This is a genomic window from Streptomyces altiplanensis (assembly GCF_053591575.1).
This window is the reverse complement of record NZ_JBSFUB010000017.1, coordinates 15,483-28,036: the sequence shown is the minus strand read 5'-3', so window position 1 is coordinate 28,036 and position 12,554 is coordinate 15,483. Positions and strand designations below refer to the sequence as shown.

Sequence of the window (12,554 nt, the reverse complement as noted above, 5' to 3'; positions counted from 1 at the left end):
CCGGGGCCCGGACCGTCCAGCCGGGCCTCTTCGCCGTACGCCCCGCGCGTCGTGATGCCGATGTGACGCGCGCAGAAGATCTTGAGGATACGCAGCACGCTGGCGGGGGAGACGGCGGAGGCCGGGGGCGGCTCGCGCAGGTCCGGGAAGGGGGTCCCCCGTCGCCCCCCTCGCGGACGACGCGGACGGTCAACTCCGCCGCCCTCACGCCGGGTTGAGGAGGGCGACCCCGTACATGGCGCGAACGCGGAACATCCGCCCGCGCCTTGCGGGGGCCGTCACCGCTGTCGCCGCGGCGGCGGTCCTTCCGGCCGCCGCCCCGCCCGCGCGGGCCGCCCCGCCCGAGGGCCGGACGCCGGGGACCGGTTCACGCGGCCCGGCCCGTTCGCCCCCGGCGCGGTAACCGCGTCCGCCCGGAACGCGGGTGACACGGCGACAGGAACCTTGTCCGGTACGCCGACGGCGGGCGCGGCGGCGCTCCACCTGGCCGCCCGCCCGCGGGCGCCCCCGGCGGAAGCGGTCGGGGCCCTGGCCGCGCAGGCGGTCCTGGACCAGGTCACGGGCGCGGGCCCCGGCTCGCCGAACCGCCTGCGCCAGGTGGACAACCGACCCGAACGGCACAACCCGCATCCGGCAGAAGGACGGTCCCGCCCGAACGGACGGGGCCGTTTCCCGTCCGCCCTGTTATAGAGCCGCATTACGCGGCAGTAGTTAACAAAGCGCCGGATTGCGCACCCGAGGTACGAGGGAAGGCTCCTCCGGTACACACGCCCGCGCACCCAAAGTCGGTCCACCCGAGTGAACGTGGACAGGAGCGGTGATGCCCGCACCCCGTCAGTCGCCAACGGAGCGGCTAAAAAGGACAGACCCCAAGAAAGCCCCCGACCGCGAGCCGCGCCCGTCCGCGGCCGCACAGCCACCAGGTGAGCCAATGATCGGTCGCATTCCTGTCCTGGACGTACGTCCCGCCGTCGACTGCGGCAGAAGGCCCGCCAAGGCGGTGGCCGGTGAGACGTTCGAAGTCACCGCCACCGTCTTCCGCGAGGGCCACGACGCCGTCGCCGCCAATGTCGTCCTGCGTGACCCGGCGGGCCGGGAGGGCCCCTGGACCCCGATGCGCGAACTCGCGCCGGGGACCGACCGGTGGGGGGCGCGCGTGACGCCCGCCGCCGAGGGGCAGTGGACGTACGCCGTGGAGGCCTGGTCCGATCCCGTGACCACCTGGCGCCACCACGCCCGGATCAAGATCCCGGCCGGCCAGGACACCGAGCTCGTCCTCGCGGAGGGCGCGGAGCTGTACGAGCGCGCCGCGTCCGGCGTGCCCAAGAAGGACGGGCGCGAGGCCGTCCTGGCCGCCGTCGACGCGCTGCGCGACACCACGATCCCCCCCTCGGCCCGGCTCGCCGCCGCGCTCGGCCCCGAGGCGGACGCGGCGCTCGCCCGTCACCCGCTGCGCGAGCTGGTCACGTCCTCACCGCGGATGCCGCTGCTCGTCGAGCGCGAGCGCGCCCTCTTCGGCTCCTGGTACGAGTTCTTCCCGCGCTCGGAGGGTGCCCGTACCGACACGAAGGGCAAGCAGGTCAGCGGCACGTTCAGGACGGCCGCCGAGCGGCTGCCCGCCGTCGCCGCGATGGGCTTCGACGTGGTCTACCTGCCGCCCATTCACCCGATCGGCACCACCCACCGCAAGGGCCCCAACAACACCCTGTCGGCGTCCGCCACGGACGTCGGTGTGCCCTGGGCGATCGGTTCGGCGGACGGCGGCCACGACGCGATCCACCCCGACCTCGGCACGTTCGAGGACTTCGACGACTTCGTCGCCCGCGCCCGGGACCTGCGCATGGAGATCGCGCTGGACTTCGCGCTGCAGTGCTCACCCGACCACCCCTGGGTCACCGAGCACCCCGAGTGGTTCCACCACCGCGCCGACGGCTCGATCGCGTACGCCGAGAACCCGCCGAAGAAGTACCAGGACATCTACCCGATCGCGTTCGACGCCGACATGCCGGGGCTGGTCCGCGAGACGCTGAGGGTGCTGCGGCTGTGGATGAGCCACGGCGTGCGGATCTTCCGCGTCGACAATCCGCACACCAAGCCGGTGGTCTTCTGGGAGAAGGTCATCGCGGACATCAACCGCACCGACCCCGACGTGATCTTCCTGGCCGAGGCCTTCACCCGTCCCGCGATGATGCACACCCTCGGCGCGATCGGCTTCCAGCAGTCGTACACGTACTTCACCTGGCGCAACACCAAGCAGGAGCTGACCGAGTACCTCACGGAGCTGACCGGCGACGCCGCCGCGTACATGCGTCCCAACTTCTTCGTGAACACCCCGGACATCCTGCACGCCTACCTCCAGCACGGCGGCCGTCCGGCCTTCGAGGTGCGGGCGGTGCTCGCCGCCACGCTGGCGCCCACGTGGGGCGTGTACGCGGGCTTCGAGCTGTGCGAGGGCACACCGGTCCGGGAGGGCAGCGAGGAGTACCTCGACTCGGAGAAGTACCAGCTGCGGCCGCGCGACTGGGAGGGCGCGGAGCGCGAGGGCCGCACCATCGCCCCGCTGATCACCACCCTCAACCGGGTGCGCCGCCGCCACCCCGCCCTTCAGCAACTGCGTGACCTGCACTTCCACCACGCCGACAACGACGCGGTCCTCGTCTACTCGAAGCGCTCGGGTTCGAACACCGTTGTGGTGGTCGTCAACCTCGACCCGCACCACACCCAGGAAGCCACGGTCTCGTTGGACATGCCGGAACTCGGCCTCGACTGGTCCGATTCCGTCCCGGTGCGCGACGAGCTCACCGGCGAGACCTATCACTGGGGCAGGGCCAACTATGTGCGCCTAGAGCCGGGCCGTACGCCCGCGCACATCGTCGTCCTGCGACCGTCCCCGCCGATCGGAGGGTCACCCACATCATGATCGTCAACGAGCCCGTCCACGACACCTTCGAGGACACACCCGCCAAGGACCGCGATCCCGAGTGGTTCAAGCGCGCCGTGTTCTACGAGGTGCTCGTCCGATCCTTCCAGGACAGCAATGGAGACGGCGTAGGCGACCTCAAGGGCATCACCGCCAAACTGGACTACCTCCAGTGGCTGGGCATCGACTGCCTCTGGCTGCCGCCGTTCTTCAAGTCCCCGCTGCGCGACGGCGGTTACGACGTGTCGGACTACACGTCCGTGCTCCCCGAGTTCGGCGACCTCGCCGACTTCGTGGAGTTCGTCGACGCCGCGCACCAGCGCGGCATGCGCGTGATCATCGACTTCGTCATGAACCACACCAGCGACCAGCACCCGTGGTTCCAGGAGTCCCGTTCCGATCCGGACGGGCCCTACGGCGACTACTACGTCTGGGCCGACGACGACAAGCAGTACCAGGACGCCCGGATCATCTTCGTCGACACGGAGACCTCCAACTGGACCTTCGACCCGGTCCGCAAGCAGTACTTCTGGCACCGCTTCTTCTCCCACCAGCCGGACCTCAACTACGAGAACCCGGCCGTGCAGGAGGAGATGATCTCCGCCCTGCGCTTCTGGCTCGACCTCGGCATCGACGGCTTCCGCCTCGACGCCGTTCCCTACCTCTACCAGGAGGAGGGCACGAACTGCGAGAACCTGCCCCGCACCCACGAGTTCCTGAAGCGGGTCCGCAAGGAGATCGACGCGTCCTACCCGGACACCGTGATCCTCGCCGAGGCCAACCAGTGGCCGGAAGACGTCGTCGACTACTTCGGCGACTACAAGGCCGGCGGCGACGAGTGCCACATGGCGTTCCACTTCCCCGTGATGCCGCGCATCTTCATGGCCGTACGCCGCGAATCCCGGTACCCGGTCTCGGAAGTCCTGGCCAAGACCCCGGCCATCCCGTCCAACTGCCAGTGGGGCATCTTCCTGCGCAACCACGACGAGCTGACCCTCGAAATGGTCACCGACGAAGAGCGCGACTACATGTACGCGGAGTACGCCAAGGACCCGCGGATGCGCGCCAACATCGGCATCCGGCGGCGGCTGGCCCCGCTCCTCGACAACGACCGCAACCAGATCGAGCTGTTCACGGCTCTGCTCCTCTCCCTCCCCGGATCGCCGATCCTGTACTACGGCGACGAGATCGGGATGGGCGACAACATCTGGCTGGGCGACCGGGACGCCGTACGCACACCCATGCAGTGGACACCCGACCGCAACGCCGGCTTCTCGTCCTGCGACCCGGGGCGCCTCTTCCTCCCCACGATCATGGACCCGGTCTACGGGTACCAGGTCACCAACGTCGAGGCGGCGATGACCTCGCCCTCCTCGCTGCTGCACTGGACGCGGCGGATGATCGAGATCCGCAAGCAGAACCCCGCGTTCGGCCTCGGCTCGTACACCGAGCTGCCGTCGACCAACCCGGCCGTGATCGCGTTCCTGCGCGAGTACAAGGACGACCTGGTGCTGTGCGTTCACAACTTCTCGCGGTTCCCGCAGCCGACGGAACTGGATCTTCGGGCCTTCAACGGACGGCATCCGGTCGAGCTGATCGGCGGGGTGCGTTTTCCCGCCATCGGCGAATGGCCGTATCTGCTGACCCTCGCAGGTCACGGCTTCTACTGGTTCCGGCTGCGCAAGGACGCGTCACCGCTGCCGGCCAAGCGCGGCTGAAGTCCCGTCCGGGGCGGGGCGGTTTCCACTGCCTCGCCCTGGGCACTCTCCCCCTCGTATCGGGTCCGTACGGACGATCCCCGACCCGACACTTCCCGCGTTTCGACTGCGGGGAGAACCCCACGCACCGCCCGGACAGCTACGGTCGCAATCCGGGACACTCTGCGCATCCTGTGGTGTGCCCGGGGAAAGGACGCGATGCCATGTCGGAGGCTGCATCCACCCGGAGTACGGCCGCCCGCCGCGCCACTCCTCCAGCCCCACCCCCGGCGCTGCTCCCCTCGCTGGCGCCGCTGCTTCATGAATGGCTGCCCAGGCAGCGGTGGTTCGCGGGCAAAGGGCGCCCGGTCACCGGGTTCTCGCTGGTCGCTGCCACGGAGTTGCTGCCCGCCCAGGGAAGTCCCGGGCTGCTGCATCTGCTCCTGAGCGTCCAGCAGCCCGTCGCGGCGTCGCCCGGTCCACCGGCGCCGCCGGTCGCCGACTGCTATCAACTGCTGCTCGGCGTACGGCCCGCGCTGCCGCCGCGTCTCGCGCCGGCTCTCGTCGGGCACGTCCAGGAGGGGCCGCTGGCCGGACTCACCGTCTACGACGCGCTCCTGGACCCGCGTCTCGCCGGTCTGCTCCTCGAACGACTGCGTACCGCCGGTGCGCCGGGAGCGCTGCGCTTCGGCCGTGACCCGTCGGCCGTCATCCCGCCCGGGCTCGTTCCCAGGCCACTTGGCGCCGAGCAGTCCAACTCCTCACTGGTCTATGGAGATTCGTTCATCCTCAAAGTGTTCCGCCGGGTCAGTCCCGGCTCCAACCCCGATCTGGAACTGCCCCTCGCGCTCGCCCGCAAGGGCTGCGAGCGGGTGCCGGCGCCGGTCGCCTGGTACGAGGCCGCCAACGCCGACAACCCGTACGAGCCGTACACCCTCGGGGTCCTGCAGCCCTTCCTGCACGGCTCCGAGGACGGCTGGCAGCGCGCGCTGCGGTCCCTCGCCACCGGCGACGACTTCACCGCCGACGCGCAGGCACTGGGGCGGGCCACCGCCGAGGTGCACACCGCGCTCGCCGGCGCCCTGCCGACGACGACCCTGCGCAGGCAGCAGACGGAGCTGCTGGCGGCGGCGATGACCGAGCGGCTCGACGCGGCGGCTCAGGCGGTGCCCGCGCTGGTCCCGTACGTCCCCGCGCTGCGCACCGCGTTCGACGCGTTCGCGGCGCTGGGACGGGCGGGGCGGACGTGGCCGGCCCAGCGCGTCCACGGCGACCTGCACCTGGGCCAGACGCTGCGCGCGCCGGGCGGCGAGTGGTCGGTGATCGACTTCGAGGGCGAGCCGTCGCGCCCGCTCGCGGAGCGGCGGCGCCCGCAGCCGGTCGTACGCGACGTGGCGGGCATGCTGCGGTCCTTCGACTACGCGGCCCGCTCCCACCAGCCGTGGGACGCGGACTGGGCGACGCGGTGCCGCGAGGCGTTCTGCACCGGGTACGCGAAGTCGTCGGGGGCCGATCCGCGCGACGAGCCGGAGCTGCTCCGGGCGTACGAGACGGACAAGGCGGTGTACGAGGTCCTCTACGAGGCCAGGCACCGACCGGACTGGCTCCCGGTCCCCCTGGCGGCCATCCAGCGCCTGGCCTCGGCGACCCCGGAGGCCCGCGCCGCCCGCCACCGCCCGGAGACCACCGCGCACCGCACCACCGGCCCGCCCCCGGGCACGGCCAGGCACGGCGGCTCCACCCGGCCCCCGGGGACGCCCCCGCACAGCGGTCCCGCCCCGTCCTCGGACACCGTCGGCCACCGCGCGCCCGAACCGCCCCCGGACACCGGCCGCACCCCGGGGCCGACGCCATGACCCACCGCGCACCCAGGGCGGCGGATCTCTTCCTCCCCCCGCCCCGTGCCTTCGTGAAGCGCCCTTCGACCACCCTCCCCCCGTTCACCGAACCCGACCGGATCCTCCCGAGGAGGCCGCACCCGTGACCCCCCGTCCACCGTCCCGCAAGTCCGCCGACACCCCGAACCTGCCCGACGCGCCCACGCTGCCCGATGCCGTACAGCCCGATGCCGCGCCGGCCGTACCGCCCCGGAAGCGCGCCAGGCCCGCCAGGGCCCCGAAGCAGGCCGAGGCCACCGAGCCGCCGCAGGCCCCGCAGCCCCTGGCGGCCGCCGAGACCCCGCAGCCGCGCAAGCCCGCCAGGACCACCAAGGCCACCAAGGCCGCCAAACCGGTGAAGACGGCCAAGGCCGCCAAGAGCGCCAAGGCCGCCACGTCACCGCAGGCCCCGGAGCCCGCGGCCGCCGCCGGGCCGCCCGATTCCGCGGCCAAGGCCGCACAGGACGCCGAGGCCGGCCGCGGCGCCCGCGGGCGTGCGAAGCCGGAGACCGCCGCGGCGCCCGCGGCGAAGCCGGCCAGGGCCACCAGGTCGCGGCGGGCCCCGCAGCCCGGCGCCGCGGACGGGCTGCCCGGCTCCGCGCCGGAGGCGGCGCAGGACGCCGAAGCCGCCACGCACCCCGCTGGGCGCACGAAGCCGCGGCCGGGCCCCCTGGCGCTCGACGACACCGAGCGGGGCCGGCTGCTCGCCGGGGACCACCACGACCCGCACGGCGTCCTCGGCGCCCACCCGCTCCAGGGCGAAGCCGCCGGCGTCGTCCTGCGCGCGCTGCGGCCCTGCGCCCGGGCCGTCACCGTGCTCACCGCCGGCCACCGCACCCCGCTGCACGACGACGGCGACGGGTTCTTCTCCGGCGTGCTGCCGCTGGACGCCGTACCGCCGGAGTACACGCTCCTCGTCACGTACGACGACAACGAGCTGGAGGTGCAGGACCCGTACCGCTTCCTGCCCGCCCTCGGCGAGCTCGACCTGTACCTGATCGGCGAGGGCCGCCACGAGGAGCTGTGGCGGGCGCTCGGCGCGCAGCCGATGGTCCACCAGGGGGTGACCGGCACCCGCTTCACCGTCTGGGCGCCGAACGCCCGGGGCGTACGGGTCGTGGGCGACTTCAACTTCTGGGACGGCACCGGGTTCCCGATGCGCTCCCTGGGCTCGTCCGGCGTCTGGGAGCTGTTCGTGCCCGGCGTCGGCGAGGGCGCGCTCTACAAGTTCGAGATCATGCGCCCCGACGGCAGCCGCACGATGCGCGCCGACCCGATGGCCCGCCGCACCGAGGTCCCGCCCGCCAACGCTTCGATCGTGACGGCCCCGCACCACGTCTGGGGCGACCAGGAGTGGATGGCCCACCGCGCCGACCGGCCGGTGCACGAGGCGCCGTTCTCGGTCTACGAAGTCCATCTCGCGTCCTGGCGGCCCGGCCTGTCGTACCGCGAACTCGCCGAGCAGCTCCCCGCGTACGTGTCCGACCTCGGCTTCACCCACGTCGAGCTGATGCCGGTCGCCGAGCACCCCTTCGGCGGATCGTGGGGCTACCAGGTCACCGGCCTGTACGCGCCGACGGCCCGCATGGGCACGCCCGACGACTTCCGTTACCTGGTCGACGCGCTGCACCGGGCCGGCATCGGCGTCATCATGGACTGGGTCCCGGCCCACTTCCCGAAGGACGACTGGGCGCTGGCGCGGTTCGACGGACCCCACCTGTACGAGCACGAGGACTGGCGGCGCGCCGAGCACCCCGACTGGGGCACGCTCGAATTCGACTACGGGCGCCCCGAGGTGCGCAACTTCCTGGTCGCCAACGCCACGTACTGGTGCGAGGAGTTCCACATCGACGGTCTGCGCGTCGACGCGGTCGCCTCGATGCTCTACCTCGACTACTCGCGCGAGGAGGGCCAGTGGGCGCCGAACGAGTTCGGGGGCCGCGACAACCCTGACGCCGTCGCCTTCCTCCAGGAGATGAACGCGACCGTCTACCGCCGCAACCCCGGCGTCGTGACGATCGCCGAGGAGTCCACCGCCTGGGAGGGCGTCACCCGCCCCACCGACAGCGGCGGCCTGGGCTTCGGCCTGAAGTGGAACATGGGGTGGATGCACGACTCCCTGGTGTACATCAGCAAGGAGCCGGTGCACCGCAAGTACCACCACAACGAGATGACGTTCTCGATGGTGTACGCGTACAGCGAGAACTACGTCCTGCCGATCTCGCACGACGAGGTGGTGCACGGCAAGCAGGCCCTGGTGAGCAAGATGCCGGGCGACTGGTGGCAGCAGCGCGCCACCCACCGCGCGTACCTCGGCTACATGTGGGCGCACCCCGGCAAGCAGCTCCTCTTCATGGGGCAGGAGTTCGCGCAGGGGGCGGAGTGGTCGGAGGGGCACGGTCCCGACTGGTGGCTGCTGGACCCGTCGTACTCGGCGGAGCCGGACCACCGCGGCGTGCGTGACCTGGTCCGCGACCTGAACCAGGTCTACACCGCCACGCCGGCCCTGTGGGAGCTGGACACCGTCCCCGACGGCTTCGCGTGGGTGGCGGGCGACGCCGCCGAGGACAACGTCTTCGCGTTCCTGCGCTTCGACGCCCGAAGCGGTCCGCTGCTGGCCGTGTCCAACTTCTCGCCGGTCGTACGGCAGGAGTACCGGCTCGGCGTCCCGGACCTCATCCCGGCCTGGACGGAGGTCCTGAACACGGACGAGGCCCGGTACGGCGGCAGCGATGTGCGCAACACGGAGCCGGTCAAGCCCGAGCCGGCCGGGGCGCACGGGCACCGGTCGAGTCTGCAGCTGACGCTGCCGCCGCTGGCGACGGTGTGGCTCAAGCCGGCCTGACGTCATTCACGCGGCACGCGATTCGCGCACGAGCCCTTCCCGGAGGCATGCGGGGAGGGCTCCCGTGTGGACGACGGCGAGGTGCTGGGTGGCCCGGGTCAGGGCCACGTACAGGTCGTTGGCGCCGCGCGGCGACCCGTCGAGGATCCGTCCGGGCTCGACGACGACCACCGTGTCGAACTCCAGGCCCTTCGCCTGCCGCGGGTCGAGGAGCACGACGGACCGCGTGAGGTCGGGCGCGGCGCCGTGCGCGGCGCCGGGGAGTGCGGCGGCCAGCGCCCCGTGCAGCTCGCGGGGGGCGACGACGGCCAGCCGCCCCTCCTCCGGCGCCTCGTCCGCGACCGTTTCGGCGACGGTACGGGCGAGGGCGTCCGGCTCGGTGGCGTGCGCCCGGGGGCGTACACCGGTGGAGCGGACGGAGCCCGGCGGCTCGAAGGCCGGGTCCTGGGCCCGCCGCACACCGGCCGCGACCTCCATGATCTCGGCGGGGGTGCGGTAGTTGACCCCGAGCCGGGTGTGGGCCCAGCGGTCGCCGACGTACGGGCCGAGGATCTGCTGCCAGGAGTCGCAGCCCGCCGCGTCACCGGTCTGGGCGGGGTCGCCGACCAGGGTCATCGAGCGCGTCGGGGAGCGCCGCATCAGCAGCCGCCAGGCCATCGCGGACAGCTCCTGCGCCTCGTCGACGATGATGTGGCCGAAGGCCCAGGTGCGGTCGGCGGCGGCTCGTTCGGCGGTGCTGCGGTGGTCGGCCTCCTCGTGGCGCTCGGCCATCCGCTCGGCGTCGACGATGTCGTGGGCGCCCAGGACCTCGGACGCGTCCTCGTCGATGTCCTCCTTGTCCTCGAACTCGTAGGTGCGGGAGGCGTACGCCATGTCCAGCACCCCCTGGGCGTAGGCGATGCGCTGCTGCCGCTCGGCCTCCTCGGCCGCCCGCGCGGCCGAGTCGTCCTCGCCGAGCAGTTCGGCGGCCTCGTCGAGGAGCGGTACGTCGGCGGGCGTCCACGCGCCGCCGTCGCGCCGGATCAGCCGGGCGTCGGCGTCGGGGAGGTGAACGGGGTCGGCGAGGAAGTCGGCGACCAGCTGCTGCGGGGTGAGCGGCGGCCACAGCGCGTCGACGGCCTCGTGCACCTCGCCGCTGAGCGCGACGGCCTTGCCGAGCTGGGCGATGTCGTCGGGCCCGAGGAAGTTGGGACCGCCGTACGGGTCGTAGCCGATCCGGTCGGCGAGCTGTTCGGTGAGCGCGTCGATGATCCGGAAGGCGAAGTGGGGGCGGGCGAGGTTGTGCGGCAGCCCGGTCCGGCGGGCGGCGGCCCGGGCGTCCTCCGCCATCGCCCGGTCCAGCACCAGCGTGCCGTCGTCGTGCTCGATCTCGACGGCCGGGTCGGGCACGGTCTGCCGGTCCCGTACGAAGCGGGCGAGGGCGTCCGCCATGGCGGCCCGGCCCTTGACCTCGGCCGCCCCGGCGGTGTCGGTTCCGGTGGCGGTGACGCCCGGGAAGAGCTCGCCCACGGTCGCCAGCAGCACCCCGGTCTCGCCGAGCGAGGGCAGCACTTCGCCGATGTAGGAGAGGAAGGCCGGGTTGGGCCCGACGATCAGTACACCGCGGCGGGCGAGCAGGTCCCGGTACGCGTACAGCAGATACGCCGCGCGGTGCAGCGCGACGACGGTCTTGCCGGTTCCGGGGCCGCCCTCGACGACGAGGACGCCCTGGTGGGACGCGCGGATGATGCGGTCCTGCTCGGCCTGGATGGTCTGCACGATGTCGTGCATCCGCCCCGAGCGCGCCGCGTCCAGCGCGGCGAGCAGCACGGTGTCCGCTGCGGCGCCCTCGTGGCCGGTGCGGGTGGTGTCGGTGAGGTCCAGGATCTCGTCGTGCAGCGCGGTGACGGTGCGGCCCTCGGTGGTGATGTGGCGCCGGCGGCGCAGTCCCATCGGGGAATGCCCGGTCGCGAGATAGAAGGGACGGGCGATCTCGGCCCGCCAGTCGACGACGAGGGGGGTGCGCTCCGCGTCGTTCTGCCGGATTCCGATACGGCCCATGTGGTACTGGCGTCCGTCCTGGAAGTCGAGCCGCCCGAAACAGAGTCCGCTCTCCTCCGCGTTGAATGCGGCGAGCAGCCCGGACTGTTCGGCCACCAGTACATCGCGCTCAAGTTTCGCCTGGTGGCCCGTTCCCACCTGTGTCAATGCCGATTCGACGGTGGCCTCGGCCTCTTCGCGCAGGTCATCGAGGCGCGCGTAGAGCCCGGTGATGAATTCCTGTTCCTTCTGAAATTCCTCGGTTGACAATTGAGCTCCCAACAAGCTAAGCTGTGTTCATACGGCACCTCTGTGACCCATCCCGAACAAGGTCGCAGAAACGCCCAATATACGCAGCGAAATACCCCGGGTGTCAATTCCCCGGGGTATTTCTTTTGCCTGCGGCAGCCTGTCGCCCGCCGGACCCGGTTACCTGTCCGCGTCCGCCAGTTCCTGGAGGAGCTTCCGCTTGGGGCGGGCGCCGACCATCTGCTTCACGGGCTCGCCGTCGCGGAAGACGACGAGCGTCGGGGTCGACAGCACGCCGTACCGGATCGCCGTACCGGGGTTGAGGTCCACGTCCAGCTGGACCACCTTGAGGCGGCCGGCCTCCTCCCGGGCCACCTCGCTCAGTACGGGCGCCAGCTGGCGGCACGGGCCGCACCAGTCGGCCGTGAACTGTACGAGGACGGGCCGGTCGGACTTCAGTACGTCGTCGTCGAAGGTCGCGTCCGTCACCGCGTCCACACCCACTGCTTGCACCATCGAAGTCTCCTCAGTCCGTCAGTCAGTCAGTCAGTCAGTTCGCAGCGCGGCTCGGGGCCGCCCGGCAGGGTGGCTCCGGCTTCGAGCTCGGCGCGGGCGAGCTGGGCGCCCACCTGGGTGCGTACGGCCTGCAACTGACCGATCACCGCGTCGAGTTCGGACAGCTTGCGCCGGTACACGTCCAGCGAGGCCGGGCAGGAGTCCCCCGCCGGGTGGCCCGCCCGCAGGCAGTCCACGAAGGGGCGGGTCTCCTCCAGGCCGAACCCGAAGTCCTGAAGGGTCCGGATCTGCTGGAGGAGCCGCAGGTCGTCCTCGTCGTACGTGCGGTAGCCGTTGACCGCGCGCCGGGCGGGGAGGAGCCCGCGGGACTCGTAGTAGCGCAGTGCCCGGGTGGTCGTCCCCGCCCGCTCCGCCAGCTCGCCGATTCGCAT

Annotated in this window: 7 protein-coding genes and 1 pseudogene; 5 read left to right on the top strand and 3 right to left on the bottom strand. The window is 72.0% G+C overall.

Going from position 1 to position 12,554, the window contains the following annotated elements:
• The first annotated feature begins 444 nt into the window (after positions 1-444).
• The 5 genes and pseudogenes from ACWD0Y_RS11135 to glgB all read left to right on the top strand — a co-directional run bounded on the left by ACWD0Y_RS11135 (position 445) and on the right by glgB (position 9,339).
• Positions 445-690 (top strand): hypothetical protein, encoded by a 246-nt coding sequence (locus ACWD0Y_RS11135; protein WP_450260094.1) that lies wholly within the window; start codon positions 445-447, stop codon positions 688-690.
• A 241-nt stretch (positions 691-931) separates the two neighbouring features.
• Positions 932-2,920 carry an alpha-1,4-glucan--maltose-1-phosphate maltosyltransferase gene (locus ACWD0Y_RS11130; protein ID WP_450260093.1) on the top strand — a complete coding sequence of 663 codons (1,989 nt, stop codon included), beginning with the start codon at positions 932-934 and terminating at the stop codon, positions 2,918-2,920.
• Positions 2,917-4,638 (top strand): maltose alpha-D-glucosyltransferase, encoded by a 1,722-nt coding sequence (gene treS, locus ACWD0Y_RS11125; protein WP_450260092.1) that lies wholly within the window; start codon positions 2,917-2,919, stop codon positions 4,636-4,638. Before ACWD0Y_RS11130 ends, treS begins: the two co-directional genes overlap by 4 nt.
• Positions 4,639-4,841: 203 nt before the next feature.
• Positions 4,842-6,260 (top strand): annotated as a pseudogene (locus ACWD0Y_RS11120) (maltokinase N-terminal cap-like domain-containing protein); the annotation flags it as partial.
• 337 nt (positions 6,261-6,597) lie between these two features.
• Positions 6,598-9,339, top strand: a complete 2,742-nt coding sequence (gene glgB / locus ACWD0Y_RS11115) for a 1,4-alpha-glucan branching enzyme (RefSeq protein WP_450260091.1) — start codon at positions 6,598-6,600, stop codon at positions 9,337-9,339.
• 6 nt (positions 9,340-9,345) lie between these two features.
• On the opposite strand, the gene ACWD0Y_RS11110 is transcribed toward glgB, so the two are convergent.
• The 3 genes from ACWD0Y_RS11110 to ACWD0Y_RS11100 form a co-directional block, all read right to left on the bottom strand.
• Positions 9,346-11,628 carry a HelD family protein gene (locus ACWD0Y_RS11110; RefSeq protein ID WP_450260090.1) on the bottom strand — a complete coding sequence of 761 codons (2,283 nt, stop codon included), beginning with the start codon at positions 11,626-11,628 and terminating at the stop codon, positions 9,346-9,348.
• A gap of 159 nt (positions 11,629-11,787) precedes the next feature.
• Positions 11,788-12,123: a thioredoxin gene (gene trxA / locus ACWD0Y_RS11105; protein WP_450260089.1), complete on the bottom strand. Its 336-nt coding sequence runs from the start codon at positions 12,121-12,123 to the stop codon at positions 11,788-11,790.
• A 26-nt stretch (positions 12,124-12,149) separates the two neighbouring features.
• Positions 12,150-12,554, bottom strand: a complete 405-nt coding sequence (locus ACWD0Y_RS11100; RefSeq protein ID WP_450260088.1) for a MerR family transcriptional regulator — start codon at positions 12,552-12,554, stop codon at positions 12,150-12,152.

Bases quoted from the DNA above. Each gene is read 5' to 3' on its own strand.
- ACWD0Y_RS11130 (WP_450260093.1), top strand. From the start codon at position 932: ATGATCGGTCGCATTCCTGTCCTGGACGTACGTCCCGCCGTCGACTGC.
- treS (WP_450260092.1), top strand. From the start codon at position 2,917: ATGATCGTCAACGAGCCCGTCCACGACACCTTCGAGGACACACCCGCC.
- trxA (WP_450260089.1), bottom strand. From the start codon at position 12,123: ATGGTGCAAGCAGTGGGTGTGGACGCGGTGACGGACGCGACCTTCGAC.
- ACWD0Y_RS11100 (WP_450260088.1), bottom strand. From the start codon at position 12,554: ATGCGAATCGGCGAGCTGGCGGAGCGGGCGGGGACGACCACCCGGGCA.